The sequence below is a fragment of the Streptomyces sp. HSS9-12 genome, from assembly GCF_054963655.1.
Genome location: NZ_JBUEGC010000003.1, coordinates 1 through 26,948, shown reverse-complemented (window position 1 = coordinate 26,948; position 26,948 = coordinate 1). Strand labels below are relative to the sequence as shown.

Here is a 26,948-nt window from a genome sequence, read left to right as displayed (position 1 = left end):
TCTCGAGGATCCAGCCCCCGAGCCGGAGGCTCTACCGCAGGGCCGCCAGCATGACCTGGCGGGCGATTGGCGCCGCGCTGCCGCCCCCGCTGATGTCCGCCCGGTCCGCCTCCGCGTCCTCGACGACGACCGCGACCGCGACCGCCGGCTGCGGCGCGTCCTCGGGCCGTGCCCAGGAGATGAACCAGGCGTACGGCATCCCGGCGTTGCCGAGGCCGTGCTGCGCCGTACCGGTCTTGCCGCCGACCTCCACGCCCCGGATCGCCGCCTTGCCGCCCGTGCCGTCGGTGACGGCGGACACCATCATCTCCCTCAGCTGCATCGCCGCAGCCGGGCTCATCGCCTGACGCAGCGTCTCCGGCTCGGCACGGGCCACGGTGTGGCCGTTCGCCGCGGTCAGCCGCTCCACCAGATAGGGCTTCCTGAGGTCGCCGTCGCCCGCCACCGCCGCCGCGACCATGGCCATCTGCAGCGGGGTCGCCGCCGTGTCGAACTGGCCGATGGCGGACAGCGCCAGCTGCGCCTGGTCCATCTCGGTGTCGAAGGTGCTCTTGGCCACGCGGGAGGGGATGCGCAACGCGTTGTCGTTGAAGCCGAACTTCTCGGCGGCCTCGACCATGCCCCGCAGCCCGACCTGTACGGCGAGGCGGGCGAAGACCGTGTTGCAGGAGACCGCGAAGGCGTCCAGCAGCGTCGCACCCCGGCAGCCCTCCGCCTCGTTGGTGAGCCGGGTCCGGCTGCCGGGCAGGGTGTACGGATCCGGGCTGTCGGTGGGCATGCGGATGCCGTTCACCACGCCGCTGTCCAGGGCCGCCGCCGCGGTCACCACCTTGAAGGTCGAGCCGGGCGGATAGGTCTGGTGCAGTGCGCGGTTGAGCATTGGCTTGTCGGTCGCGGCGTTCAGCCGCTTCCAGGCGCGGGTCACCGACGGTCCGTTGCCGGACAGCCGGGCCGGGTCGTACGACGGGCTGCTGGCGAGCGCGAGGATCCGGCCCGTTGCCGGCTCGATCGCGGCAACCGCGCCCCGTCGGCCGCCGAGGCCCTTGAACGCGGCCTTCTGGACGGCGGCTTTGATGGTGGTGCGTACGTCGCCCCCGGGCCGCTGCTCGCGGGTGAGCTGGCTCCACAGCGGGAACGGCGCCAGCCGCACGTCGGTGCCGGAGAGGAAGTCGTCCGCGGCGCTCTCGATCAGTGAGCCTCCGTACGTCTGGGAGTCGAAGCCGGTGACCGGGGCGTACAGCGGGCCGTCGGTGTACGTGCGCTCGTAGCGCAGGCGTTCCTGGGTGTCGCGGGAGCCGGTGACGGGCGTGCGGCCGACGAGAATGTCGCCGCGCGGCTGGCCGTAACGCGCGATCGCCTGTCGGCGGTTGGCCGGGTTCTTCTCATACGCGGGGGAGTTGAACACCTGCACGCGCGAGGCGTTGAGGAGCAGGGCGATGAGCAGCAGCAGGCTGAAGACGGACGCCTGCCGGATGGTACGGATCACGGGCGGCGCTCCCCGCCGTACGGATCGGCTGCGCCGGCCGGGGCGATGACGCCGGCCTTGGCGATGGACGGCTGAGGACGCCGAGCCGAGTCGCTGAGCAGGATGAGCAGAGCCACGATCGTCCAGTTGGTGACGACCGACGAGCCGCCCTGAGCGAGGAACGGCATCGCCATGCCCGTCAGCGGAATCAGATCCATCACGCCGCCCGCGATCACGAAGACCTGGAGCGCCACGATCGAGGCGAGGCCGACGGCGAGCAGCCGGCCGAAGTCGTCGCGGAGCGCCAGGCCGGTCCGGTAACCGCGGGCCACCAGCAGCGCGTACAGCATGAAGATGGCGGTGAGCCCGTACAGGCCCAGCTCCTCACCTGCGGTGGCGAGGATGAAGTCGGACTTGGCGGCGAAGCCGATGAGGATCGAGCGTCCCTGGCCGAGGCCGGTGCCGAGCATCCCGCCGGCGGCGAAGGCGAACAGCGACTGGGCGAGCTGGCTTGGGCCGTGGCCGGCATCGATGGTCGCGAAGGGGTGCAGCCAGCCCTCGACCCGGTCGTTGACATGGGGTTCCAGGGCGCTGACGGTGAAGGCCCCGACGGCGGCCAGCAGCAGGCCGACGGCGATCCAGCCCTTCCGGCCGGTGGCGACGTACAGCAGCACCACGAAGATTCCGAAGAACAGCAGCGAGGTGCCCAGGTCGCGTTCGAGGACCAGGACGCCGACGCTGGCCAGCCAGATGGCGACCACGGGGCCGAGGACCCGGCCGGTGGGGAACTCCAGCTTCCAGACTCGGCGGCCGGTGAAGGCGAGGGCATGGCGGTTCACGGCCAGATACGCGGCGAAGAAGATCGCGAGGAGGATCTTGGCGAACTCGCCGGGCTGGATGGAGAACCCGGCGAACCGGATCCAGATCTTGGCGCCGTTGATGGCCGGGAAGAAGATCGGCGCGATCAGCAGGAGGAGGGCGGCGGCGACGCACACGTACGCGTACCGCTGCAGGACGCGGTGGTCGCGCAGCAGCAGGACGACCGCGATGAACAGTCCGACGCCGACGGTGGACCACACCAGCTGGGCGGGGGCGGCCTGGGCGCCGGGGGTCTCCAGGTCGAGCCGGTGGATGAGCACCAGGCCGAGGCCATTGAGGAGAACGGCGATCGGCAGCGGCAGGGGGTCCGCGTACGGGGCGCGGAGGCGGACGGAGAGATGGGCCAGGAGGGCGAGGATGCCCAGGCCCGCGCCGTATCCGGCGGCGCCGCCCGGCACGGTGTGCTGCTTGGCCAGGCCGACCTGGATGTAGCCGTAGACGGAGATGAGCACGGCGCCGGAGAGCAGGGCCAGTTCGACGCCCCGCCGTCTGGGGAGCCGTAGCGCCGGTGGGGGTGCGTCCGCCGTTGTTGCCGTCATGCCAGGCAACGTAGCAAGCCATGAGGCTTATGTCTGTTATGTCGATATGCGGGCAGGGTGGGATGCCGGGCGGCGGAGTTGACGGCGTCGGCCCCCCGCTCGCAGGTGTGATCAGGAGGCGTGGTGACGCCGGTGGGGCTTAGCGGTTGTCGTTCTCGCCGTTTTCGTCGGTGGTGTTGCTGTAGCCCATCTGGGAGCCCTGGCTCTTCCCGCTGCCCTGGCTGTGACTGCCGCTGCTCTGGCTGCCGCCGTTCAGCAGGCAGAAGGGCGGAATGCCGTCGAGGTTCACGATGTAGCGCGCGGAGGCAACGGTCCACGCGCCGTTGGTCAGCTTGTACCAGCGCGGGTTGCCGTCGATGACCTGGCCGTTGACCTTGCATGTGAAGCTCAGGGTCGATCCGAACGGAGCGCTCCCGACGACCCGGCCGCCCTGGTTGGGGGCGTCGCGGAACAGCAGGCCGGTGCGGGCGATGACGCGGCCGTGGAACTCACGCTGGCCGTGGCTGTCGGCGGGGGCCGCAACAGCGGGCCCGGCCGCCGTTGCGGCGGCAAGTGCGCCGGCGGCGGCGCTGAAGGCAAGCTTGCCGAACCTGGACTGCAGATGCATGTGTGTCCTCCTTCTGTGGAGGGATCAGTCCCCCTCGGGGCTCATGGCGCGCCGGGGTGGACGGCGACAGCCCGGGCCTCTGCCGGGGTCATCCAGGCCTTTCCGGCGGCGAGTTGGGAAAGCCTTGCAATGCAACGACCAACTCGCACAAATGACGCTAAACGGGACACGGAGGGCGTGCAACCTGTCACTGTCCGTGGTCGTCGGCAGGGGGAGCGTTCCCCGGCCGGTGCACCCCCGCCGCGTGTACGGCCGACTGCCCGGCAGGTCAGACCAGCAGGAGTGAGGTACCGGTGACCTCACCGGCCTCGATCGCCGCGTGCGCTTCCGCGGCCCGTTCCAGCTGAAAGGTCTGGCCGATGACGGGCCTGAGCCGGCCCACCGCCGCCTCCGCCAGCACCCGTACGGCCCGGTCCCTCGCGTACGGGGACCGGCCGGACTCCGTGCCCACGGCGTTGAACACCACGTCCGGTTCCGCGCCCCCGGTCACCGTACGCACCTCCTCGCGCCAGCCGGGTGTACCGGCGTCGACCGCTGCGTCGGCGCCCAACTCCCGTACCAGGCTCAGCCTTCGCTCCCCGTGAGCAGCACCGATGACGCGGGCCCCGGCCGCGTGTGCGAGCTGTACCAGCAGACAACCCACACCGTCACCCGCCTCCTCGACCAGCACCCAGTCCCCGCGCCCTACCCGGCCGGCCTCGAACAGCCCCAGTGCGGTGGCGCCGTCGCCGAGCAGGGCCGCGGCCTCGCGCAGGCCCAGCCCGTCCGGAATCGGGAGCAGGGACTCTGCCGTGGCCACGGCCTGCTCGGCGTAACCACCGCTGAGGGCGGAGGCGGCGACCAGCCGGCCGACCCACCCGCGGTCCACCCAGGTGCCGACCGCGATCACTTCGCCCGCCACCGCGTGCCCCGGCACGTACGGCACGGTCGGCAGCGCGGGCCCGGGTAACGCGCCCTGCCGCTGCTGTGTCTCGACGGATTCGATCGCGGCGACGGCCACCGCGATCACCACCTCGCCCACCCCGGGCGTCGCATCCGGCGTCTCCCCCGCCACCAGCACTCCGGGGCCACCGAACCCGGTCGCCTGAACCACACGCATCCCGATCACACTCCTTGTCCCTCGCCCCGCTGCGGTGCCTGGACGACCAGCCTGGCGTCTCGACAACGCCGGCGGTCAAGGAGAATGAGCCGCCGACACACCACGGTCGGTTGCACGGAGAGCGGAAAGGTGCGCGGCGGGCCGCGGTGGCTGCGGTGTGTGCGCCGCCAGCTCTAGCGGTGCTCGGTCTCCCGGGTCTCGGCCTCGCGTTGCAGCGCGGACAGCGCACTGCCCGGATCGCCGCCCGGCTCGACCGCGCCCCCGATGGTGGACTTGAGCTTGCGGACGGTCGGGGCCCATGACCGCTTGCCGACCGGGTAGAGCTGGGCGTTCGGGAGCTGATCCAGGAACTCCCACACGTCCTTCTTGGCCTCGTCGGCGCGCATCGCCTGGGACGCCGCGTTGGTCACCGGCAGCAGGTCGTACTGATCGGCGAACCTGAGGACGTTCTTCTCGTTGAACGCGAAGTCGAGGAACTTCTTGATCTCCTCGCGGTGGTCGTTCTGCTTGAACGCCATCATCCAGTCGGTGACGCCGGTCGTCGCCTTCGACGGCCCGGTCCTGCCCGGGAGCGGGGCCGTCCCGAAGTCGACCATGCCCTCCCGCGCGAGCTGCATCAGCGTGGGGTGGCCGTTGAGCATGCCGACCTCGCCGCGGGTGAAGGCGTCGAACGCGTCCTGCCGGTTTGTGCTGCTCGGGTGGGGATTGGTGAGCCCCTTGCCGACCAGCTCGTCCCGGAGCCACTTGAAGGTCTCGATGTTCTCGGGGGAGTCGATGGTGTACGCGCCGAGGCTGTCGGTGTAGCCGCCACCGTTGCTGAGCATCCAGTTGAGCGTCTCGGCCTGCGGCTCCTCCGGGCCGAGCGGCAGCGCGTACGGCACCTTCACGCCGGCCTGCTTGAGCGCCTGGGCATCACGCTGCAGTTCGCGCCAGGTCCGGGGCGGGCCGGAAAGGCCGGCCTTGGCGAAGAGGGCCTTGTTGTAGAAGAGCACCCGCGTGCTGGCGACGAACGGAAGGCCGTACTGCACCCGGTGCACGGAGCCCGCGTCGGCGAGGGCGGTGATGAACTCGGCTTGGGTCGGGATCGACAGCACCTGGTCGGCGCGGTAGAGCCTGCCCTCGTCCGCGTAGTCGGCGTAGGTGCCGATCTGGGCGATGTCCGGAGCCTTGCCGGCCTTGACCAGGGAGGCGACCTTCCGGTCGACCTCGCTCCAGCTGTAGATGTCGACGTCGACGCTGATGCCGGGGTTCTTGAACTCGAACTCGCCGACCAGGCGGTCCCAGTAGTGCTTCGAACTGTTGCCGGGCCGGTCGCCGTAGTCGGCCGCGATGAGCTTGAGGGTGGTCCCACCGTCGGCCAGCGACTGATTGCCGCAGGCCGAGAGGGTGAAAGCCAGGGTGGTCACGACAGCCCCCGCCACCAGTCCCAGGTACCGCCGACGCACCCGCCCCACCCGCCTCTGTTCTTCTGCTCCGACTGCTACGTGAGCCCGCACCGGACTCGGGGGCCGGTGCAGGAGCGTCGAGTTTCTCCCGGGCAACGCGGGGAGGTCTATCCGCGGAACATATCGCTTCGGTCTCAGAACGTACCGCTTTGATCACGGCGCGGATATTTTCGCGCAGGGTGCGGGGGCGGAGGGTGGGTGGGAGCCGGATTTTTTTCACAAATCGGGCTAGTCAGGCATAGTGGGGCGGGTCTAGACTGGCGTTAAGCCTACGGGGCGAGCGACGGAGCTCGGTCCCCGTGGCAGTGGAAAGAGAACTAAGGTTTTCGAAAGAGAACTAAGGTTTTCGATCTGGTGTCACAAAGGATCTGGCTGAGAGGCTGAAAGGTCGAAAGACCGGACGGCGACGTCCAACACCTGATCCGGACAATGCCGGCGAAGGAAGCCCACCTCGTAGGCGTTGTAATGCCCGCAAGCTCCCGGTGACCCCGTACCCAGTGTTTCGGCTGGTGGCGGGGTCTTTTTGTGTCTTCGGCAAGGCGTTCTTTCCCCGGCACCTGCCTCTGCACTGCGTGCGCCCGCATGCTCATGGTTTGTCCCGGCCGGGGGGCGCGGTCGTCCGGCGAAACCTATGTGAACCAGCCCCTCCAGCGCTGAGAGGGGTCTGAGGCTGCAGCGGGTTGGGTCACCGGGTGGCGGCCCGCCTCCCGTCCAGCAGTCCGTGCAGGTGCGCGGCGGCGTCCTCGATGTCCGTGTATTTCTGCTGACCGGCGCGTACCTCGGCGGAGAGCACTCCGCAGCGGTGAACGCGCTCGAAGTCGCCGTAGGGGAACTTGTACCGGCCCTTCGTGTCCTCCTTCATCTCGTCGTCGATCCCCAGGTACCACCTGGCGTACTCGTCGAATCCGTGCTCCTCGAGGTAGGCGTTCTCTGCCGCCGCCGAGGGCTGGTGCTCGCTCCACTCGTCCCGGTCGTCGAGGACGATCCGGTCGTCTTCGATCAGTTTCTTTGCGTGGTCGAACGCCTTCGCGTTCAGCTTCACCGTCATCCGCGTCCACCTCCGCCTGGGCTCCGGACCGTGCTTCTGCCCGCGGGAAAACCACCGGCCGCTGGCCGTGACTCGGCCCTCCCCTCGCGACTACCCCGACTCACCGACACAACCGGATGAACATCCCTTCGGCGAGGGAGGGCTGGCCGTCTTCGGAAAGCGTCAATGACCTGGGGTGATTGGCGACGAGCGCCTGATCCAGCAACTGGCGCCGTGCCGGTGAGGCCGGCGGCGAGCGCGCCACGCAGGACATGGCAGCGCGCTCAAGGCACCCCCCATCTATACAAGGGGACCGACCGCTGGAGGGCCCTCCCACGTCAGGGCCCTCCCACGTCCTCGACGGCGTTCGCCGCCGACCCGTCGGGCAGGCATGCTCACGCTCCTCACGGGCAGCGGAAGAAGACACCGCCCACGCGCCACTCGATGGCTTCCCAGACGTCGAACCAGCCGACGAATGTCCTGTCTACGAAGTGGTGGAAACAGTGCCTTCTGTTCCAGTCGCAGTGCAGGAAGAAATCATCCCTGGGAAATCCCCACGAGTGAATGATCCCGCCGCTCCGGTTCTTGAAATACAGACCGTGCGGGACGCCGAGGGGCTCAGTGCCACCACGCCCGGTGCGCCAGCGGTGACTCGTGTTCATGTAATCGAGCGTCACGTGGACGAACGGCGCACCGCTCCCCGGGTCTGTCAGACGTGTCGCCGTCACGGTCACATCCTGCATCGTCGCGATCGGCTCGTGCGTGGCGGTGGTGTGGATCTCGCCTTGGAACATCATGGTTTTGGTCTGCGCGCGTACCGTTTCGGTCAGCGCTTTCCCCAGGCCCAGGATGTGCGCTATCTCGGGATTGAGGTCGATTTCTTGCTCCTGCGGCCGGGTGAACCCCTTCACCGGGGTCAGCTCGAGCTCGCCCGGGTAGAAGTAGTCTTCCGCTTCGGCTTTCGTACCGCGCTCTTTGACCTGCTGAGACATGGCTGGCTCCCTTTTGAGACCAAGCGCTTTGAGATGATCTCTTTTGATTTCGGCCTGCGCATGAAACAGTCTCGTCGCGGGCGGTACGAAGCCGCACCCGACGTTAGCCCGTTCGGGTGACACCGCCGCCGGTCACCTCCCCGACAGCATGCCGTACCTGCCGCCGACCGACCATCGTGATCTACGCCGCTCGGTGACGGCCCCGGACTCCGCAGGCGCTCCAGTGCTGGCGCAATAGATCGGCATTCAGGTGCGACTGTAGGTCGGCTGGGGACTGGGCCTCGCGGATCACCCGCTCGTACATGAGGAGCAGGTCGGCCTCGTCGGTGAGGTCGTATGCGTAGTGCGGGTCCCAGTCGATGTGCCGGGGCAGGGTCACAGTGCCGGAGGTCGGCCCGTAAAGCCGCAGGTCGAAGCCCTCTCGGGGGCGAGTGGTCATGACCAAGTAGGCCGTGTGTGTTTGTGCGTTTTGACGTGCACAATTAAGCCCCGACCTGCGTTTCTGCAGGTCAGGGCTTGTTTCCGAAGTGCCCCCGGCAGGATTCGAACCTGCGCACACGGCTCCGGAGGCCGTTGCTCTATCCCCTGAGCTACGGGGGCGACTCGCCGTGTTCGGCGGTGACGGGTAGAACCCTACCAGCTCCGGCGGGGTGTCCATGAACGCGGTTTTCCGTGGCGGGATACAGGCGGACGCGCCCCGGCAGCGGTGCGGGAATGCGACGGTACCCACGGGCTCAAAACGGTCACCTCAGCCCCAGCAGACCCACCGCGCAGTCGCCCCGCAGGTGGTGGAAGTGGTCAAAACGCGGACGCGGCCCGAGTCGCCCACCTACCCTCGATTTGTGCCTGGCTCGTCCGGCCGGGTCCTTGTCGTCGACGACAACAAGGTCATCCGGCAGCTGATCAGGGTCAATCTCGAGCTTGACGGGTTCGAGGTCGTGACCGCGGCTGATGGTGCCGAGTGTCTGGACATCGTGCACCGCCTGTGCCCCGACGTCATCACGCTCGATGTCGTCATGCCTCGGCTCGACGGGCTGCGTACGGCCAGCCGTCTGCACGCCGATCCCCGCACCCGGCACATACCCGTGGCGATCGTGAGCGCCTGCACGCAGCTCGAGGTCAACAGTGGGCAGGCCGTCGGCGTCGATGCGTTTCTCGCGAAGCCCTTCGAGCCGGTCGAGCTGGTGCGGCTCGTACGACGGCTCGCCGAGGGCGGGACGGGGGTGTCCCTCGGGGCCGCCCCGGGGGAGACAGCCTCGACACCATCATCACCAATGCCTGGGTCGGCCGCTGCCGCCGGAGGTGCCGAGGCCGCCGTCCATCCGGCCGGTTGACGGCACGCCCTTTCGCGAGGGGCCAAGCGGGGAGCCCCGCGGAATACCGTTGGCGGAGCCACCCCATTCCTCCCATACGCTTGTGCCGTGACCCCCGCCCAGCTCTCCCGCACCGTGCTGTGCACCGTGCGTCGTGCCGTCGAGGACGGTGAGCTGCGTGCGCCCGTACCCGAGCGGGCCGTGGTGCGGCGGCCGCCCCGTCCCGGCTGTGGGGACTACGCCACCGGCATCGCGCTCCAGCTCGCGGGACCGGCGGGTCACCCGCCCCGCCGCGTCGCCGAGATCCTGCGCCGGCGCCTCGCGCAGGCCCCCGGCATCGCAGGCGTTGAGATCGCCGACCCGGGCTTCCTCAACATCACCCTCGAGGCCGGTTCGCACGCCGCTCTCGTACGGACCGTCCTCGCGCAGGGCACGGCCTACGGGCACGGTGACGCGCTGGCCGGGCAGCACATCGAGCTCGCCTTCGCGCACGAGACCCGCGCCGCCGTCACCGCCGACTCCCTCGGGCGCATCCTCCGCACCCAGGGCGCCGCCGTCACCACCCGGTGTGCCGAGCGGCCCGACCCCGTCTGGGCTCAGCTCGGCGTGACCGTCGACGCGTACGGACCCCGGCCGACAGAAACCAGCCACACCTCCGTCCGCCCCGTCCCCGTCAAGGCCACCGCCGCCGCGCTTCTCGGCGCGCTAGGGGCCGACGCCGCCCGTTGGGCCCTTCTGCGGCCCGCCGCCCACGATCACCCGCGCACCGCCCCGGACGATCTCCTCACGCAGCGCGAGTCCAACCCCCTCTTCCGCGTGCAGTACGGCCACGCCCGCGCCCGCGCGCTCCTCCGCAACGCCGCGGAGCTGGGTTTCAGCGCAGACAGCGCAGCAGGCACCGCAGCGGACACCGCAGCAGGCACCGCAGCAGACACGGCAAGTGACCCCGGTCACCCCGGCCACCCTCGTCACCCCGGTCACCCCGGTTACCCCGGCCACCATGGTCACCCCGGTCACCCCGGCGCCGCCCTGGACGATCTCCTCGCCGCCCTCGCCGAGTACCCGGCCGTCCTGGCCTCCGCCGCCCGGCACCGCGCCCCCGACCGGGTCGCCCGCCACCTCGAAACCACCGCGGACGCCTTCTTCCGCTTCCACGCCACCTGCCCCGTGCTGCCCCGTGGCGACGAGAAACCCGAGGCCGCCCACCGGTCCCGGCTCGCCCTCGCCCAGGCGGCCGGCACGGTGCTCGCAGGCGGCCTGCACCTGCTGGGCGTCCACGCACCTGAACACCTCTGAGGAGAATCAGAGCACCATGAGCCGTTCCGCCCACCCCGCCGGGCCCCGTCACGCCGACGTCCTCCCCGAGGGCCACTGGACCGCGCCGCCCGCAGACCTCAATGCCCTCGACCCGCGCGTGTGGTCCCGTACGGTCACCCGGAACGCCGACGGCGTGATCACCGTCGGCGGCCTGGACGTCAGGCAGCTCGCCGAGGAGTTCGGCACCCCGGCCTACTTCCTGGACGAGGCCGACTTCCGCGCTCGCTGCCGCGCCTGGCACGAGGCCTTCGGCGGCGGCGCCGACGTCTTCTACGCGGGCAAGGCCTTTCTCTCCCGTGCCGTGGTGCGCTGGATCAACGAAGAGGGCCTGAACCTCGACGTCTGCTCCGAGGGCGAGCTCGCGACCGCGCTCGCGGCCGGCATGCCCGCCGACCGCATCGCGCTGCACGGCAACAACAAGAGCATGGCCGAAATCGAGCGGGCCATTACCGCGGGTGTCGGGCGGATCGTCCTGGATTCCTTCCAGGAGATCGTCCGCGTCGCCCACATCGCCGAGAAGCTGGGCAAGCGCCAGCGCGTCCAGATCCGGGTCACGGTCGGCGTCGAGGCGCACACCCACGAATTCATCGCCACCGCCCACGAGGACCAGAAGTTCGGCCTCGCGCTCGCGGGCGGTGAGGCGGCCGAGGCCGTACGCCGCGTCCTGCAGCTGGACAGCCTCGAACTCCTCGGCATCCACTCGCACATCGGCTCGCAGATCTTCGACACCTCCGGCTTCGAGGTGGCGGCACACCGCGTCGTCGGGCTGCTGAAGCAGATCCGCGACGAGCACGGTATCGAGCTGCCCGAGATCGACCTCGGCGGCGGCCTCGGGATCGCGTACACCTCCGAGGACGACCCGCGCGAGCCCCATGAGATCGCCAAGGGGCTGACCGACATCGTCACCCGTGAGTGTGAGTCCGCGGGCCTCGCCGTACCGCGGCTGTCCGTCGAGCCCGGCCGCGCGATCGTCGGCCCCACCGCCTTTACTCTTTATGAGGTTGGCACCATCAAGCCGCTGCAGGGTCTGCGGACGTACGTGAGCGTGGACGGCGGAATGTCTGACAACATCCGCACCGCTCTCTACGACGCCGAGTACTCCGTGGCGCTCGCCTCCCGGACCTCCGCCGCCGAGCCGATGCTCTCCCGCGTCGTCGGCAAGCACTGCGAGTCCGGCGACATCGTCGTACGGGACGCCTACCTGCCCGCCGACCTGGCACCCGGCGACCTGCTCGCCGTGCCCGCCACCGGTGCCTACTGCCGCTCGATGGCGAGCAACTACAACCACGCGCTGCGCCCGCCGGTGGTGGCGGTCGCGGACGGCGAGGCGCGCGTGATCGTGCGGCGCGAGACGGAGGAGGATCTCCTGCGGCTCGATATCGGATAAGTGAAATAGACGTCTCGAAATCTGGACGGGGCATAGAAAGTCCGGTCCAGTGCGTGAGACTGGAGCACGCCGAAGATGGCCAGAGATGCATGAGAAACGAGGTCGGAAGATGCGTACGCGTCCGCTGAAGGTGGCGCTGCTGGGCTGTGGAGTGGTCGGCTCCGAGGTGGCGCGCCTCATGACGACGCATGCGCAAGACCTCGCGGCGCGCGTGGGCGCGCCGATCGAGCTGGCCGGGATCGCCGTACGCCGCCCGGGCAGGGTGCGCGAGGGCGTCCCGGCCGAGCTGATCACCACCGACGCCATGGCCCTGGTCAAACGCGGGGACATCGACGTCGTCATCGAGGTCATCGGCGGCATCGAGCCCGCCCGTTCGCTGATCACCACCGCGTTCGAGCACGGTTCGAGCGTCGTCTCGGCCAACAAGGCGCTGCTCGCCGAGGACGGCGCCGCCCTCCACGCGGCCGCCGAGGAGCGCGGCGTGGACCTGTACTACGAGGCCGCCGTCGCGGGCGCCATCCCGCTCGTACGGCCGCTGCGCGAGTCCCTCGCGGGCGACAAGGTCAACCGGGTCCTGGGCATCGTCAACGGCACCACCAACTTCATCCTCGACCGGATGGAGTCCACCGGCGCGGGCTACAGCGAGGCCCTGGACGAGGCCACCGCGCTGGGCTACGCCGAGGCCGACCCGACCGCCGACGTCGAGGGCTTCGACGCCGCCGCCAAGGCCGCCATCCTCGCGGGCATCGCCTTCCACACCCGCGTGCGCCTCGACGACGTGCACCGCGAGGGCATCACCGAGGTCACGGCCGCCGACATCGCCTCCGCCCGGCGCATGGGCTGTACGGTCAAGCTGCTCGCCATCTGTGAGCGGGCCGCCGACGGGCAGTCCGTCACCGCCCGCGTCCACCCGGCGATGATCCCCCTCAGCCACCCGCTGGCCTCCGTGCGCGAGGCGTACAACGCGGTCTTCGTCGAGGCCGAGGCCGCGGGCCAGCTGATGTTCTACGGCCCGGGCGCGGGCGGTTCGCCCACCGCCTCCGCCGTGCTCGGCGACCTGGTCGCCATATGCCGCAACAAGGTCAACGAGGCGACCGGCCCCGGCGAGTCCGCGTACACGCGACTGCCCGTGAGCCACATGGGCGAGGTCGTCACGCGCTACCACATCAGCCTCGACGTCGCCGACAAGCCGGGCGTCCTGGCCCAGGTCGCCACGGTCTTCGCCGGGCACGGAGTGTCCATCGACACCGTCCGCCAGCAGGCCAAGGATCACTTCAGCGGCGCCGTAAGCGCCTCCGTTGAGGGTGGCGGTGGGCTGGGGGCACCTCCCGGCGGTAGCCGGGGGAGGGAGGGCGGCGAGGCGTCCCTCGTCGTCGTCACCCACCGGGCCCCCGACGCCGCCCTCTCGGCGACCGTGGAGGCACTGCGGAAGCTGGACACCGTGCGGGACGTTGCGAGCATCATGCGGGTCGAAGGGGAGTAAAGGAAACCAATGAACGCAATCGCCAGCCCTCGAATGTCCGGCACTCACCAGTGGCGCGGCATCATCGAGGAGTACCGCGACCGGCTCCCGGTCAGTGAGACGACCCCGGTCGTCACCCTCCGCGAGGGCGGCACCCCGCTGGTTCCCGCGCAGGTGCTCTCCGAGCGCACCGGCTGTGACGTTCATCTCAAGGTCGAGGGTGCGAACCCCACCGGGTCCTTCAAGGACCGCGGTATGACCGTGGCCATCTCCAAGGCGAAGGAGGAGGGGGCCAAGGCCGTCATCTGCGCCTCCACCGGCAACACCTCCGCCTCGGCCGCCGCCTACGCCGTACGGGCCGGGATGGTCAGCGCCGTCCTGGTGCCGCAGGGCAAGATCGCGCTGGGCAAGATGGGCCAGGCGCTGGTGCACGGCGCGCGCATCCTGCAGGTCGACGGCAACTTCGACGACTGCCTCACGCTCGCCCGCGGCCTGTCCGACAACTACCCGGTGGCGCTGGTCAACTCGGTCAACCCGGTGCGTATCGAGGGACAGAAGACCGCGGCGTTCGAGATCGTGGACATGCTGGGCGACGCCCCGGACATCCACATCCTGCCCGTCGGGAACGCCGGCAACATCACGGCGTACTGGCGGGGTTACCGCGAGTACGCCGCGGACGGCATGGCCACGCGGCGGCCCCGCATGTGGGGCTTCCAGGCCGCCGGCTCCGCTCCGATCGTGCGCGGCGAGGTGGTCAAGGACCCGAGCACCATCGCCACCGCGATCCGCATCGGCAACCCGGCTTCCTGGCAGTTCGCCGAGCAGGCACGGGACGAGTCCGGCGGTCTCATCGACGCCGTGACCGACCGTCAGATCCTGGCCGCCTACCGCCTGTTGGCCGCGCAGGAGGGCGTCTTCGTCGAGCCCGCCTCCGCCGCGAGCGTCGCCGGTCTGCTGCACGCCGCCGAGCAGGGGCTGGTCGACCCGGGTCAGCGCATCGTCTGCACGGTGACCGGAAACGGTCTCAAGGACCCGGACTGGGCGGTGGCCGGTGCGCCGCAGCCCGTCACCGTACCGGTCGACGCCGCCGCGGCCGCGGAGCGCCTGGGCCTGGCGTAAAGCCACTCGTGCGCGCGGAAGCGACAGTGAGCGGGCCACAGGGCGCGCCGGTGTCGAAAGATGGGGGCACCTCCCAGCGGTAGTCCCCCCAGGTGCGCCCCAGGGGGAGGCCTCGAGAAACGCGCCCCAGGGGGAGGCCCCGAGAAAAAGGGAAGCACGGGAAGGCACGCGACACGCATCGTGCGCCTCCCGTGCGCCCTATGTCGCGACAGAACCTTCCTTCGATAGGCTGGCAGCCGAACCCCGCCCCGCCGCAGTTTTCCGCCACGTTCGCGCGGCTGCCGCCGGGCCCTGGGGCAGTTTCTCGAAATCCACACCAAGGAGAGTCATCGAGCGATGGCCGGTCCCGCATTCCGAGCCGCCGCCGTCCGGGTGCGCGTGCCCGCGACCAGCGCCAACCTCGGCCCTGGCTTCGATGCCCTGGGGCTGAGCCTTGGGCTGTACGACGATGTCGTCGTCCGGGTCGCCGACAGCGGCCTGCACATCGACATCGCGGGTGAGGGAGCCGAGAACCTGCCGCGGGACGAGAGCCATCTGCTCGTACGGTCCCTGCGCACCGCGTTCGACGTGCTCGGCGGGCAGCCGCGCGGCCTTGAGGTGGTCTGCGCCAACCGGATCCCGCACGGCCGGGGCCTGGGCTCCTCCTCCGCCGCCATCTGCGCTGGGCTGGTCGCCGCCCGGGCGGTGACCATAGGTGGGGCCGAGAAGCTCGACGACACCGCCCTTCTGGAGCTGGCCACCGAGATCGAGGGCCACCCCGACAACGTCGCCGCCTGTCTGCTCGGCGGCTTCACGCTTGCCTGGACCGAGTCCGGCGCGGCGCGCGCCATCAGGATGGAGCCGTCGCATTCCATCGTTCCGGTGGTCTTCGTACCCTCCAAGCCGGTGCTCACCGAGACCGCGCGCGGGCTGTTGCCGCGTACGGTCCCCCATGTGGACGCCGCCATGAACGCAGGCCGCGCGGCTCTGCTCGTCGAGGCGCTGACCAGGCGCCCCGAGCTGCTGCTGGCCGCGACCGAGGACCGGTTGCACCAGGAGTACCGTGCTCCCGCGATGCCCGAGAGTGTGGAGCTGGTGCACCGGCTGCGTGCGGACGGTGTCCCGGCGGTCATCTCCGGTGCGGGCCCGACGGTGCTGGCGCTGGCCGAGGACGGTGCGGCCGACAAGGTCGCACAGCTGGCGGGCGAAGGCTGGGCGGCGAACCGGCTGGCCCTCGACACAGCGGGGGCGAGCGTCCTGCCGCTCGCTGCCTGACACTCGATTGCCGGTCTTGGAGAGGGGGAATGTTTGTTGGATCCGGTAGTGTTAACCTCAAGTACGCACCCGACACCTACCTGGTGCGGTGTGCCGCGTCCCGTTCGGGACCATATCTCTTCCGGAAGCCTTCCGAACTGCCTGTGCAGCCTGCCTGAGCAGTATTGAGCACGCTCCGGAAATCGGCGTGACGGACCTGGGGCACCTCCAGGGGGCACTCCCAGCGGTAGCTGGGGGAGCTAGCTGGGGGAAACACCATCTCCCCTCGCCGTAATCAATCAAGTGATCTCTCCGCCGCAACCGGCGGACCACCGCCCCGGCCCGGTCCGCAAGACCGCAGCCGGACAGCACAACCGGTCGCCGAGCCAGACAGGCCGACGCCCGCTCCAGGGAAGGACCCTTCGTGAGCGACACCACCGATCTGATGGGCGTGACTGCCGACAACAACGTCGGAGCTGCCTCCGCGCCCGCCACGGACGCTCCCGCCGCGCCTGCCACCGGTGCTGCCACTGGTACCTCGCGGCGACGCCGCTCCGGCACCGGCCTCGAGGGCATGGTCCTCGCCGAGCTGCAGCAGGTCGCCTCCGGCCTTGGCATCAGGGGCACCGCGCGGATGCGCAAGAGCCAGCTGATCGAGGTCATCAAGGAGAAGCAGGCCGCCGCCGGCGGGGGCGCCAAGACCTCCGAGGCACCGGCCGCCGAGGCCGAGGCCAAGCCGAAGCGCCGCACCACCTCTCGGACCCGTACGGGTGAGCCCGAGGGCGCCGAGAAGGCCGCGGAGAAGCCGGCCGAGCAGACCGGCGAGCAGCGCCAGCAGCAGATCGATATCCCCGGCCAACCGGCCAGCGACGACCAGCCGGCCGGCGAGCGCCGCCGGCGCCGGGCCGTCGCGGCGGCGGGGAGCCCCGAGACCGTCACCGAGGCCGCGGGCGACACCAAGGTCGAGGCAAAGGCCGACGTCAAGACCGAGGTCAAGGCTGAGTCCGCCGCACAGGAGGGCGCCGAGGGCCGCGGCAAGGGCGGCGAGCGCCAGGACCGTGGCCAGGGCCAGAAGGGCGACCGCCGTGAGCGTGGTGGCCAGCGCGACCGCCGTGGCAAGGGTGACGACGGCGGGCAGGGCGGCGGCGGCCGCCAGCAGCGCGAGGGCCGCGGCCAGCAGGACGACGGCGACGACTTCGAGGGCGGCCGCCGTGGCCGCCGGGGCCGCTACCGCGACCGCCGTGGCCGCCGTGGCCGCGACGAGTTCGGCACTGAGCCGCAGATCGCCGAGGACGACGTGCTGATCCCCGTCGCGGGCATCCTCGACATCCTCGACAACTACGCGTTCATCCGGACCTCCGGCTACCTGCCGGGCCCGAACGACGTGTACGTCTCGCTCGCCCAGGTCCGTAAGAACGGCCTGCGCAAGGGCGACCACGTCACCGGCGCGGTTCGCCAGCCGCGCGAGGGCGAGCGCCGCGAGAAGTTCAACGCCCTGGTCCGGCTGGACTCGGTGAACGGCATGGCGCCCGAAAACGGCCGTGGCCGCCCGGAGTTCGGCAAGCTGACCCCGCTGTACCCGCAGGAGCGGCTGCGCCTGGAGAACGAGCCGGGCGGGCTGACCACCCGGATCATCGACATGGTCGCGCCGATCGGCAAGGGCCAGCGTGGTCTGATCGTCTCGCCGCCGAAGGCCGGCAAGACGATGGTCATGCAGGCAATCGCCAATGCGATCACCCACAACAACCCCGAGTGCCACCTGATGGTCGTCCTCGTCGACGAGCGTCCGGAAGAGGTCACCGACATGCAGCGGTCGGTCAAGGGCGAGGTCATCTCCTCGACCTTCGACCGCCCCGCCGAGGACCACACCACCGTCGCCGAGCTGGCCATCGAGCGCGCCAAGCGCCTCGTCGAGCTGGGTCACGACGTGGTGGTCCTGCTGGACTCGATCACCCGTCTGGGCCGCGCGTACAACCTCGCGGCGCCTGCCTCGGGCCGCATCCTGTCCGGTGGTGTCGACTCGACAGCGCTCTACCCGCCGAAGAAGTTCTTCGGCGCGGCGCGCAATATCGAGGACGGCGGCTCGCTGACCATCCTGGCCACCGCCCTGGTCGAGACCGGCTCGCGCATGGACGAGGTGATCTTCGAGGAGTTCAAGGGCACCGGCAACATGGAGCTCAAGCTCGACCGGAAGCTCGCCGACAAGCGGATCTTCCCCGCGGTGGACGTGGACGCGTCCAGCACCCGCAAGGAGGAGATCCTGCTCGGCAGCGATGAGCTGAACATCGTCTGGAAGCTCCGCCGGGTGCTGCACGCTCTGGACCAGCAGCAGGCCATCGAGCTGCTGTTGGACAAGATGAAGCAGACCAAGAGCAACGCCGAGTTCCTGATGCAGATCCAGAAGACGACTCCGATGCCGAACGGGGACTGAGCCGCAAGTCCGCTGAACAGGGCCTCCCCGGTGACGGGGAGGCCCTGTTGCTTGTACGGTCGCGCTCGCCGAAGGCCGCTCCTGCGCGCGGTCCGCTGGTGGTCGGCGGCACGGTCGCCGGCATCGTCTCCTGGGGCATCGACAACGGCACGCAGGCCTGCAATGTCTCGGGCACCTACGAGGTCTTCACCGATCTGAGCCGCAACGGCAAGGCGAACTCCCTGCGCGGCAAGGGCGACTTCACCGGCGACGGCAAGCCGGACCTCATCGCCCGCGGCAGCGGGGGAGCGGTCTATCCGCTGGGGGGCACCGGCAAGGCGTCCGCGCCCTTCGCGTCCCCGATCCACGTCCGCGACTGGAGCTCGTACAACGCCTTCGCCGCGCCCGGTGATGTGACCGGTGACGGCGAGACCGACTTCGTCGCCCGGGACAGCGCCGGGACGCTCTACCTCTACCCGGGCACCGGCAAGGCCTCCTCGGAGATCTTCGCCGCTCGCATCAAGATCGGAACCGGCTTCGGCCAGTACCACATCTTCAGCTGAAAACCACAGGTCAGGCCCGTTCTTAGGTGCTGACCGGCTGTGGAGCCCACGAGGACCTTCGCCTGGAAAATCCTCGTGGGCCCCATGTTTACCTTCTGCCCCATGATGTCACCCGTTCGAGTGGCGACCTCGTATCTGACCGAGTCGGCAGAGACAGCCGGACAGCGAGGACTGAGACCACATGGCGGACCCGAGCACCAGCCCGCGCGGCTCACGACCGGGCAGCACAAGACCCGCCACAGGGCGGCGGAAGCCCCCTGGCCGCGGCCGTACGGCACTGAAGATCAGCCTCTGGGTGTTCACCGTCCTCGTGCTGCTCGCGGGAGCCGGCCTGGGATACGCCTACTCCCGGCTTATCGGCAACCTGAAACGGGTCGACATCAGCACCACCCTGGGCACCGAACGGCCCCGGAACGTCGACGACGGCTCGCAGGACATCCTCGTCCTCGGCTCCGACTCACGCGGCGGCGCCAACGGCAAGTACGGCAACGCCCGGGCCGGCGCCCGCTCGGACACCGCGATGCTCCTGCACGTCTACCAGGGGCGGCGCACGGCGACGGTCGTCAGCATCCCGCGCGACACCCTGGTCAGCCGCCCCGCCTGCACCCGCAGCGACGGCCGTGGCACCGCCCCCGCCGCGCGGCGTGCGATGTTCAACGCCTCGTACCAGGTCGGCGGCCCGGCCTGCACCGTGAAGACCGTCGAGGCGATGTCCGGCATCCGCATGGATCACTACCTCGAGGTCGACTTCACCGGCTTCAAGAAGCTCGTCGACAAGCTGGGCGGCGTCGAGGTCACCACCAGCAAGCCGATCAAGGACCGTGACAGCCACCTGAGTCTGGCGCCCGGCACCCACATCCTCACCGGCGAGCAGTCCCTCGGCCTGGTACGGACCCGGCACGCTGTCGGCGACGGCAGCGACCTGGGCCGAATACAGCTTCAGCAGGCCTTCCTGCGGGCGCTGCTCCACCGCGTCCAGGACATCGATCTCTTCGACGACCCGGGCAAGCTCTACGGTCTCGCCGACACCGCGACCCGCAGCGTCACCACCGACTCCGAGCTGGCCGGCGTCAACAAGCTGATCGGCTTCGCCGGCGGACTGCGGGGCCTGCAGACCCGGAACATCGGCATGCTGACCCTGCCGGTGCGCTACGACGCCATCGACCCCTACCGCGTGGTACCCGTCGAGCAGCAGTCCCGCCAGGTCTGGGACGCCCTGCGCCACGACCGGCCGGTCCCGCCCTCCGCGACCAAGGGCACCGTCAGCGGACCCACCGCCGCCTCCGGCCTGATCAAGAGCCCCTGAACAGGGCTGCCGGTCCCTGCGCCGGGCCCGGAATAGATCGGGCCGTCCCCCGGTTTTGGGTGATGCGGCCAGTGCTGGCAGACTGGTACGTCGGCCCCGGTTCACGTACGAGCAAGCCCGCTCGTGCGACCCGGCGCCCTCCCGAACCTAGGAGAACCCAGTGAAGCGCGACATCCACCCGGAGTACGTCGAGACCCAGGTGAGCTGCACCTGCGGAAACTCGTTCACCACCCGTAGCACCGTGACCGAGGGCACCATCCGTGCCGACGTGTGCTCCGCGTGCCACCCGTTCTACACGGGCAAGCAGAAGATCCTCGACACCGGTGGCCGTGTGGCCCGCTTCGAGGCCCGCTTCGGCAAGAAGGCCGGGTCCGCCAAGAAGTAGCGACCCGCACGCGCCGGTCCTCGGTCGCCCCGCCCCAGGGGTGGCCGGACCGGCGTTTTGTCGTCCTGCGGGCCCGTGCGCGGCCCGTGCGCACCCACGCACCGATGGAGATGAGCCCCTGATGTTCGAGGCGGTCGAAGAACTGATCGGCGAGCACGCCGACCTCGAGAAGCAGCTCGCCGACCCCGCGGTCCACGCCGACCAGACGAACGCCCGTCGGCTGAACAAGCGGTACGCCGAGCTGACCCCGATCGTCGCCACCTACCGCGCCTGGAGGCAGGCCGGGGACGACATCGAGACGGCACGCGAACTCAGCGCCGACGACCCCGACTTCGCGGCCGAGGTCAAGGAGCTCGAGCGGCACCGCGAGGAGCTGACCGACAAGCTGCGGCTGCTGCTCGTCCCCCGCGACCCCAGCGACGACAAGGACGTCATCCTCGAGATCAAGGCCGGCGAGGGCGGCGACGAGTCCGCGCTGTTCGCGGGCGACCTGCTGCGCATGTACCTGCGGTACGCGGAGCGGCAGAACTGGAAGACCGAGATCCTTGAGGCCAACGAGTCCGACCTCGGCGGCTACAAGGACGTCCAGGTGGCGGTCAAGATGAAGGGCAACGCCACCGCCGAGCCCGGCCAGGGCGTGTGGGCCCGGCTGAAGTACGAAGGCGGCGTGCACCGCGTCCAGCGGGTCCCCGCCACCGAGTCGCAGGGCCGTATCCACACCTCCGCCGCCGGTGTCCTCGTCCTCCCCGAGGCAGAGGACGTCGATGTCGAGATCAACGCGAACGACCTGCGCATCGATGTCTACCGCTCCTCCGGTCCGGGCGGCCAGTCGGTCAACACCACCGACTCCGCGGTGCGTATCACCCACCTCCCCACCGGCATCGTCGTCTCCTGCCAGAACGAGAAGAGCCAGTTGCAGAACAAGGAGCAGGCGCTGCGCATCCTGCGCGCCCGGCTGCTCGCGGCGGCCCAGGAGGAGGCCGAGAAGGAGGCGTCGGACGCCCGGCGCAGCCAGGTCCGCACCGTCGACCGCTCCGAGCGCATCCGCACCTACAACTTCCCGGAGAACCGCATCTCCGACCACCGTGTCGGGTTCAAGGCGTACAACCTGGACCAGGTGCTGGACGGCGAGCTGGACCCGGTGATCCAGGCCTGCGTCGACGCCGATGCCGCCGCCAAGCTGGCGGCCGCGAACTAAACCTTCGTACGACGGGACCGGCTGGAGGATCGGTGCAGCAATCTCCCGGGGAGCGCCCCGCGTACCCCCGATCTCTGCTTCTCGCGGAGGTGGCCCAGGCCACCCGGCGGCTGGCCGATGCCGGCGTGCCCTCGCCGCGCTTTGACGCGGAGGAGCTCGCGGCGTTCGTGCACGGCGTCAAGCGGGGTGAGCTGCACACGGTCGCCGACGCCGACTTCGACGCCCGCTACTGGGAGGCCGTCGCCCGCCGCGAGGCCCGCGAACCCCTGCAGCACATCACCGGCCGCGCCTTCTTCCGGTATCTGGAGCTGCAGGTCGGCCCTGGTGTGTTCGTGCCCCGCCCGGAGACCGAGTCGGTCGTCGGCTGGGCCATAGACGCGGTACGGGCCATGGACGTCGTCGAGCCGCTGATCGTCGACCTGTGCACCGGCTCGGGCGCCATCGCCCTGGCCCTCGCCCAGGAGGTGCCGCGCTCCCGCGTGCACGCCGTCGAGCTGGACGAGCGCGCCCTGGAGTGGGCGCGCAAGAACGTCGAGGGGTCCCGCGTCGTTCTCCACCACGGGAACGCGCTGACCGCGCTTCCCGAACTGGACGGCCAGGTCGACCTCGTGGTCTCCAACCCCCCGTACATCCCGCTCACCGAGTGGGAGTACGTCGCCCCGGAAGCCCGCGACCACGACCCCCAGCTCGCGCTCTTCTCCGGCGAGGACGGACTCGATACGATCCGCGGCCTCGAGCGCACCGCGCACCGGCTGCTGCGCCCCGGGGGCGTCGTCGTCATCGAGCACGCCGACACCCAGGGCGGCCAGGTCCCGTGGATCTTCACCGAGGAGCGGGGCTGGGCCGACGCGGCGGACCACCCCGACCTGAACAACCGGCCGCGGTTCGCGACAGCCCGCCGGGCGACCCCGTGACCGCGACCCCGGCCGCACCCGCGGCCAACCGACCAACGACCCAGCAGGAGCCACGGCCAAGGGAGGCCAGCTAAATGGCACGGCGTTACGACTGCACCGACGCGACCGACCGCACCACCGGCCTGCGCGAGGCCGCGGCCGCCGTCCGCCGTGGCGAGCTGGTCGTCCTGCCCACCGACACCGTCTACGGGATCGGCGCGGACGCGTTCAACGCCGAGGCCGTCGGCGACCTGCTGCAGGCCAAGGGCCGCGGCCGGTCCATGCCCTCGCCCGTCCTCGTCGGCTCCCCGAACACCCTGCACGGCCTGGTCACCGACTTCTCCGAGCAGGCATGGGAGCTGGTCGACGCCTTCTGGCCCGGCGCGCTGACCCTCGTCGCCAAGCACCAGCCGTCGCTCCAGTGGGACCTGGGGGAGACCCGTGGGACCGTCGCCGTACGGATGCCGCTGCACCCGGTCGCCATCGAGCTGCTGACCGAGGTCGGGCCGATGGCCGTCTCCAGCGCCAACCTCACGGGACACCCGTCCCCGCAGGACTGCGACGCCGCGCAGGACATGCTCGGCGACTCCGTCTCCGTCTACCTCGACGGCGGCCCCACCCCGGCCGCGGTGCCGTCCTCCATCGTCGACGTCACGGGCAAGGCGCCGGTGCTGCTGCGCGCGGGCGCGCTCAGCGCCGAGCAGCTGCGGCAGGTCGTACCCGACCTCGAGGTGGCCAATTGACAGCCCCTGAGGGGCGTGGCATAGCGGGGACCAGCGGGGGACACCACCCAGCCCCGGCTGGGGAAGACACCACCAACGACACCTTCCGCATCCTCCACGTCAGCACCGGCAACGTCTGCCGCTCGCCGATCACCGAGCGGCTGACCCGCCATGCCCTGGTGGCCCGCCTCGGCCATGCCGGGGCCGCGGGCGTGATCGTGGAGAGCGCCGGTACCTGGGGGCACGAAGGCGCGCCCATGGAGGCCCATGCGGCGACCGTGCTCGCCGACTACGGCGCCGACCCGGCCGGGTTCGTCGGCCGCGAACTGCTGGATGAGCACGTCATCCGCGCGGACCTCGTCCTCACCGCCACTCGCGACCACCGCGCCCAGGTGATCTCCATGGGCCACTCGGCGGGTCTGCGGACGTTCACGCTGAAGGAGTTCACCCGGCTGGTACGGGCCATAGACCCGGCGACCCTGCCCGATCCGGAGCCCGAAGGCGCCCTGGTACAGCGCGCCCGCGCCCTGGTACGGGCCGCCGCCGCACTGCGCGGCTGGCTGCTGGCGCCCAGCGCCGAGGCCGACGAGGTGTACGACCCGTACGGCGCGCCCATTACGTTCTTCCGCAGCATCGGCGACGAGATCCACCAGGCCCTCGACCCGGTCGTCACGGCGCTCACGGGCGTCCCGACCCGGAAGTAACGGCGTTCGGCTCACTCGCGCTGGGCTCCCCGCCCCGGAAGACACACAGCGCGCACCGGCGGGGTCCAGGCCTACATTGGGTGAGACGCGGGAACCAACCCTCTCCCAGGCCCGGAGCCAGCGATGCCGGTCACCACGGAAGCCAGCCGGGGCGCAGCCCCACGCCCGGCCGCCGAAGGACATGGAGCGGGCGCGGCGCCCGAAGGCAGGCGTCACTGGGGGCCGGACTTCGACGCCCTGCGCCGGGAGGACCCCGAGATCGCCGGGCTGCTGCTCGCCGAGCTGGACCGGCAGTCCGCCGGTCTCCAGCTGATCGCGGCGGAGAACTTCACCTCCCCGGCCGTTCTGGCCGCGCTCGGGTCTCCGCTGGCGAACAAGTACGCCGAGGGCTATCCGGGCGCCCGCCACCACGGTGGCTGCGAGCTGGTCGACCTCGCCGAACGGATCGCCGCCGAGCGGGCCGCCGCCCTCTTCGGCGCCGAGCACGCCAATGTCCAGCCGCACTCCGGTTCCTCGGCCGTCCTCGCGGCCTACGCCGCCCTGCTGCGGCCCGGCGACACCGTGCTGGCCATGGCGCTGCCGCAGGGAGGGCACCTCACCCATGGCTCCCCCGCGAACTTCTCCGGCCGCTGGTTCAATTTCGTCGGCTACGGAGTCCACCGGCGTACAGGCCTGATCGACTACGGCCGGGTACGCGCACTGGCCCGCAAGCACCGCCCCAAGGCGATCGTCTGCGGCTCCATCTCCTACCACCGGCACCTCGACTACTCCACGTTCCGGGAGATCGCCGACGACGTCGGCGCGTACCTCATCGCCGATGCGGCGCACCCGCTCGGGCTCATCGCCGGGGGAGCGGCGCCCAACCCGGTGCCGTACGCCCATGTGGTGTGCGCCACCACCCACAAAGTGCTGCGCGGCCCGCGCGGCGGGGTCATCCTGTGCGGCGCCGACCTCGCCGAACGCATCGACCGGGCGGTCTTCCCCTTCACTCAGGGCGGCGCCCAGATGCACACCATCGCGGCGAAGGCCGTCGCCTTCGAAGAGGCATCGACGCCCGCCTTCAGCGCGTACGTCCGCCAAGTCGTCACCAACGCGCGGGCGCTCGCCGACGGCCTCGCCGCGGAGGGCCTGACCATCACCACCGGCGGCACCGACACCCACCTGATCACCGCGGATGTCGCGCCGCTGGGCCTGGACGGCCGTACGGCACGCGGTCGCTGCGCCGCCGCCCGGATCGTGCTGGACACCTGCCGCCTGCCGCACGGCAACGCACCGCCGGCGGCCACCACCGGCATCCGGCTGGGCAGCGCGGCGGTGACCACGCAGGGCATGGGGGAGACGGAGATGACACGCATCGCGGCCGTGCTGGGCGCGGCGCTGCGCGGCGATGCGGGTGCCCGGGCGGCGGCCACGGAACTGGCCGGCCGGTTCCCGCCGTATCCGACGCGGTAAGAGCGGGCAGGCGCGGTCTGTGCAACCATCTGCGCACCCGTGTGAGTCCTAGTCCATGTGCACCCGCACTCAGCTGAGGCGCATAGGGTGTAGGGCTGAGATGGCCAGCGAAACCTCTGGGGCAGCTTGTGCGTGAATACCTGCTGACGCTGTGCGTTGCGGCCGCCGTCACCTATCTGCTGACCGGCCCGGTTCGGAAGTTCGCCATCGCCGCAGGAGCGATGCCGGAGATCCGGGCGCGTGACGTGCACCGCGAACCGACGCCGCGGCTCGGCGGTATCGCCATGTTCGCGGGCCTGTGCGCGGGCCTGCTGGTGGCGGCCCATCTGGAGAACATCAAGAGCGTCTATGAGATGTCGAACGAGCCGCGAGCGCTGCTGTCCGGCGCCGCGCTGATCTGGCTGCTCGGGGTGCTGGACGACAAGTGGGGCGTGGACGCCCTGGTCAAGCTGGGTGGCCAGATGATCGCCGCGGGTGTCATGGTGCTGCAGGGTCTGACGATCCTGTGGATCCCGGTTCCGGGTGTGGGCTCGGTCGCGCTCACGCCGATGCAGGGCACCCTGCTCACCGTCGCGCTGGTCGTCATCACCATCAATGCCGTGAACTTCGTGGACGGCCTGGACGGCCTGGCGGCCGGTATGGTCTGCATCGCGGCGGCGGCGTTCTTCATGTACGCCTACCGGATGTGGTTCGGCTACGGGCTGGAGGCGGCGGCTCCGGCGACGCTGTTCGCGGCGATCCTGATGGGCATGTGCCTGGGCTTTCTGCCGCACAACATGCACCCGGCGCGGATCTTCATGGGCGATACGGGGTCGATGCTGATCGGCCTGGTGCTGGCCGCGGGTGCGATCTCCATCACGGGCCAGGTGGACCCGGACGCGCTCAAGCTGTTCACCGGGTCGGAGCGGGCGGCGGTGCATACGACCGTGCCGGTCTACATCCCGCTGTTGCTGCCGCTGACAGTGCTGCTGGTCCCGGTCGCTGACCTGGTGCTGGCCATCGTCCGGCGCACCTGGAAGGGCCAGTCGCCGTTCGTCGCCGACCGCGGCCATCTGCACCACCGGCTGCTGGAGATCGGCCACTCGCACAGCCGCGCGGTCCTGATCATGTACTTCTGGTCGGCGCTGATCGCCTTCGGCGCGGTGGCGTACTCGGTGAACTCGGCCAGCGTGTGGTTCGTCCTGGTGATCGTGGTGCTCAGTGCGGCCGGACTGGTGCTGCTGCTGCTGCCGCGCTTCTCGCCGCGGGCGCCGCTGTGGGCGCAGTCCCTCGTGCCGCCGCGCTACCGACAGCGCCAGGACACCGCCCAGGAGGACGTCCTCCAGGAACCCGTGGTCGTACCGCCCGGGATCAACGGCGCCACGGCGATCGGCGCCCGCGCACACCACCTTCCCGAGCGCCCCAAGGCCGGCAGCCGCGGCTAGTGCCGCT

24 protein-coding genes and 1 tRNA gene are annotated in these 26,948 nt (G+C 70.4%); 16 read left to right on the top strand and 9 right to left on the bottom strand.

Annotation, left to right across the window (positions count from 1 at the left end):
- Window positions 1-31: 31 nt before the first annotated feature.
- From ACY34J_RS02165 to ACY34J_RS02125, 9 genes are all read right to left on the bottom strand, one after another.
- On the bottom strand, window positions 32-1,486 hold the full coding sequence (locus tag ACY34J_RS02165; protein ID WP_462724691.1) for a penicillin-binding transpeptidase domain-containing protein: 1,455 nt from the start codon (window positions 1,484-1,486) through the stop codon (window positions 32-34).
- Window positions 1,483-2,883 carry an FtsW/RodA/SpoVE family cell cycle protein gene (locus ACY34J_RS02160; RefSeq protein WP_462724692.1) on the bottom strand — a complete coding sequence of 467 codons (1,401 nt, stop codon included), beginning with the start codon at window positions 2,881-2,883 and terminating at the stop codon, window positions 1,483-1,485. The genes ACY34J_RS02165 and ACY34J_RS02160 overlap by 4 nt, the downstream gene beginning before the upstream one ends.
- A gap of 139 nt (window positions 2,884-3,022) precedes the next feature.
- Window positions 3,023-3,490, bottom strand: a complete 468-nt coding sequence (locus tag ACY34J_RS02155; RefSeq protein WP_462724693.1) for an SH3 domain-containing protein — start codon at window positions 3,488-3,490, stop codon at window positions 3,023-3,025.
- Window positions 3,491-3,758: 268 nt separating this feature from the next.
- Window positions 3,759-4,589: a zinc-binding dehydrogenase gene (locus ACY34J_RS02150; protein ID WP_462724694.1), complete on the bottom strand. Its 831-nt coding sequence runs from the start codon at window positions 4,587-4,589 to the stop codon at window positions 3,759-3,761.
- Between the two features lie 173 nt (window positions 4,590-4,762).
- Window positions 4,763-6,034 carry an ABC transporter substrate-binding protein gene (locus ACY34J_RS02145; RefSeq protein ID WP_462724695.1) on the bottom strand — a complete coding sequence of 424 codons (1,272 nt, stop codon included), beginning with the start codon at window positions 6,032-6,034 and terminating at the stop codon, window positions 4,763-4,765.
- Window positions 6,035-6,719: 685 nt separating this feature from the next.
- The gene (locus tag ACY34J_RS02140; RefSeq protein WP_462724696.1) at window positions 6,720-7,082 is read right to left on the bottom strand and encodes a hypothetical protein; all 363 of its coding nucleotides are present in this window, start codon (window positions 7,080-7,082) and stop codon (window positions 6,720-6,722) included.
- A 383-nt stretch (window positions 7,083-7,465) separates the two neighbouring features.
- Window positions 7,466-8,053 (bottom strand): hypothetical protein, encoded by a 588-nt coding sequence (locus tag ACY34J_RS02135; protein WP_462724697.1) that lies wholly within the window; start codon window positions 8,051-8,053, stop codon window positions 7,466-7,468.
- A gap of 181 nt (window positions 8,054-8,234) precedes the next feature.
- Window positions 8,235-8,492 (bottom strand): hypothetical protein, encoded by a 258-nt coding sequence (locus tag ACY34J_RS02130; RefSeq protein WP_462724698.1) that lies wholly within the window; start codon window positions 8,490-8,492, stop codon window positions 8,235-8,237.
- Window positions 8,493-8,581: 89 nt separating this feature from the next.
- Window positions 8,582-8,653: transfer RNA gene (locus ACY34J_RS02125), tRNA-Arg, on the bottom strand.
- Between the two features lie 242 nt (window positions 8,654-8,895).
- On the opposite strand from ACY34J_RS02125, the gene ACY34J_RS02120 reads away from it, so the two are divergent.
- From ACY34J_RS02120 to ACY34J_RS02045, 16 genes are all read left to right on the top strand, one after another.
- Window positions 8,896-9,387: a response regulator gene (locus ACY34J_RS02120; RefSeq protein ID WP_462724699.1), complete on the top strand. Its 492-nt coding sequence runs from the start codon at window positions 8,896-8,898 to the stop codon at window positions 9,385-9,387.
- A gap of 87 nt (window positions 9,388-9,474) precedes the next feature.
- Window positions 9,475-10,662 (top strand): ArgS-related anticodon-binding protein NrtL, encoded by a 1,188-nt coding sequence (gene nrtL, locus ACY34J_RS02115; protein ID WP_462724700.1) that lies wholly within the window; start codon window positions 9,475-9,477, stop codon window positions 10,660-10,662.
- Window positions 10,663-10,678: 16 nt separating this feature from the next.
- A complete protein-coding gene (gene lysA, locus ACY34J_RS02110) occupies window positions 10,679-12,070 on the top strand; it encodes a diaminopimelate decarboxylase (RefSeq protein WP_462724701.1) in 1,392 nt (463 codons plus the stop codon).
- Between the two features lie 109 nt (window positions 12,071-12,179).
- Window positions 12,180-13,553: a homoserine dehydrogenase gene (locus ACY34J_RS02105; protein ID WP_462724702.1), complete on the top strand. Its 1,374-nt coding sequence runs from the start codon at window positions 12,180-12,182 to the stop codon at window positions 13,551-13,553.
- Window positions 13,554-13,586: 33 nt separating this feature from the next.
- A complete protein-coding gene (gene thrC, locus ACY34J_RS02100) occupies window positions 13,587-14,651 on the top strand; it encodes a threonine synthase (RefSeq protein ID WP_462724735.1) in 1,065 nt (354 codons plus the stop codon).
- Between the two features lie 336 nt (window positions 14,652-14,987).
- Window positions 14,988-15,905: a homoserine kinase gene (gene thrB, locus ACY34J_RS02095; RefSeq protein ID WP_462724703.1), complete on the top strand. Its 918-nt coding sequence runs from the start codon at window positions 14,988-14,990 to the stop codon at window positions 15,903-15,905.
- A 403-nt stretch (window positions 15,906-16,308) separates the two neighbouring features.
- Window positions 16,309-18,315, top strand: coding sequence for a transcription termination factor Rho (gene rho, locus ACY34J_RS02090; RefSeq protein WP_462724704.1), 2,007 nt, complete (start codon window positions 16,309-16,311; stop codon window positions 18,313-18,315).
- 47 nt (window positions 18,316-18,362) lie between these two features.
- Entirely contained in the window at window positions 18,363-18,857 is a 495-nt protein-coding gene (locus ACY34J_RS02085; protein WP_462724705.1) for an FG-GAP repeat domain-containing protein, read from the top strand.
- Window positions 18,858-19,038: 181 nt separating this feature from the next.
- Window positions 19,039-20,163 carry an LCP family protein gene (locus ACY34J_RS02080; protein WP_462724706.1) on the top strand — a complete coding sequence of 375 codons (1,125 nt, stop codon included), beginning with the start codon at window positions 19,039-19,041 and terminating at the stop codon, window positions 20,161-20,163.
- A 160-nt stretch (window positions 20,164-20,323) separates the two neighbouring features.
- Window positions 20,324-20,548 (top strand): 50S ribosomal protein L31, encoded by a 225-nt coding sequence (rpmE, locus tag ACY34J_RS02075; RefSeq protein ID WP_462724707.1) that lies wholly within the window; start codon window positions 20,324-20,326, stop codon window positions 20,546-20,548.
- Window positions 20,549-20,669: 121 nt separating this feature from the next.
- On the top strand, window positions 20,670-21,746 hold the full coding sequence (gene prfA, locus ACY34J_RS02070) for a peptide chain release factor 1 (protein WP_462724708.1): 1,077 nt from the start codon (window positions 20,670-20,672) through the stop codon (window positions 21,744-21,746).
- Between the two features lie 32 nt (window positions 21,747-21,778).
- The gene (gene prmC / locus ACY34J_RS02065; RefSeq protein WP_462724709.1) at window positions 21,779-22,660 is read left to right on the top strand and encodes a peptide chain release factor N(5)-glutamine methyltransferase; all 882 of its coding nucleotides are present in this window, start codon (window positions 21,779-21,781) and stop codon (window positions 22,658-22,660) included.
- 74 nt (window positions 22,661-22,734) lie between these two features.
- Entirely contained in the window at window positions 22,735-23,382 is a 648-nt protein-coding gene (locus ACY34J_RS02060; RefSeq protein WP_462724710.1) for an L-threonylcarbamoyladenylate synthase, read from the top strand.
- Complete coding sequence (locus ACY34J_RS02055; protein ID WP_462724711.1) at window positions 23,379-24,065, top strand: arsenate reductase/protein-tyrosine-phosphatase family protein; 687 nt, start codon at window positions 23,379-23,381, stop codon at window positions 24,063-24,065. The genes ACY34J_RS02060 and ACY34J_RS02055 overlap by 4 nt, the downstream gene beginning before the upstream one ends.
- Before the next feature lie 123 nt (window positions 24,066-24,188).
- Complete coding sequence (locus ACY34J_RS02050) at window positions 24,189-25,517, top strand: serine hydroxymethyltransferase (RefSeq protein ID WP_462724712.1); 1,329 nt, start codon at window positions 24,189-24,191, stop codon at window positions 25,515-25,517.
- Between the two features lie 128 nt (window positions 25,518-25,645).
- On the top strand, window positions 25,646-26,941 hold the full coding sequence (locus tag ACY34J_RS02045; RefSeq protein ID WP_462724713.1) for an MraY family glycosyltransferase: 1,296 nt from the start codon (window positions 25,646-25,648) through the stop codon (window positions 26,939-26,941).
- The last annotated feature ends 7 nt before the right edge of the window (window positions 26,942-26,948 follow it).

Coding starts and splice junctions, on each gene's coding strand:
- ACY34J_RS02160 (WP_462724692.1), bottom strand. CDS start 2,883: ATGACGGCAACAACGGCGGACGCACCCCCACCGGCGCTACGGCTCCCC.
- ACY34J_RS02155 (WP_462724693.1), bottom strand. CDS start 3,490: ATGCATCTGCAGTCCAGGTTCGGCAAGCTTGCCTTCAGCGCCGCCGCC.
- ACY34J_RS02150 (WP_462724694.1), bottom strand. CDS start 4,589: ATGCGTGTGGTTCAGGCGACCGGGTTCGGTGGCCCCGGAGTGCTGGTG.
- ACY34J_RS02140 (WP_462724696.1), bottom strand. CDS start 7,082: ATGACGGTGAAGCTGAACGCGAAGGCGTTCGACCACGCAAAGAAACTG.
- ACY34J_RS02135 (WP_462724697.1), bottom strand. CDS start 8,053: ATGTCTCAGCAGGTCAAAGAGCGCGGTACGAAAGCCGAAGCGGAAGAC.
- ACY34J_RS02130 (WP_462724698.1), bottom strand. CDS start 8,492: ATGACCACTCGCCCCCGAGAGGGCTTCGACCTGCGGCTTTACGGGCCG.
- lysA (WP_462724701.1), top strand. CDS start 10,679: ATGAGCCGTTCCGCCCACCCCGCCGGGCCCCGTCACGCCGACGTCCTC.
- ACY34J_RS02105 (WP_462724702.1), top strand. CDS start 12,180: ATGCGTACGCGTCCGCTGAAGGTGGCGCTGCTGGGCTGTGGAGTGGTC.
- thrC (WP_462724735.1), top strand. CDS start 13,587: ATGTCCGGCACTCACCAGTGGCGCGGCATCATCGAGGAGTACCGCGAC.
- thrB (WP_462724703.1), top strand. CDS start 14,988: ATGGCCGGTCCCGCATTCCGAGCCGCCGCCGTCCGGGTGCGCGTGCCC.
- ACY34J_RS02080 (WP_462724706.1), top strand. CDS start 19,039: ATGGCGGACCCGAGCACCAGCCCGCGCGGCTCACGACCGGGCAGCACA.
- prfA (WP_462724708.1), top strand. CDS start 20,670: ATGTTCGAGGCGGTCGAAGAACTGATCGGCGAGCACGCCGACCTCGAG.
- ACY34J_RS02060 (WP_462724710.1), top strand. CDS start 22,735: ATGGCACGGCGTTACGACTGCACCGACGCGACCGACCGCACCACCGGC.
- ACY34J_RS02050 (WP_462724712.1), top strand. CDS start 24,189: ATGCCGGTCACCACGGAAGCCAGCCGGGGCGCAGCCCCACGCCCGGCC.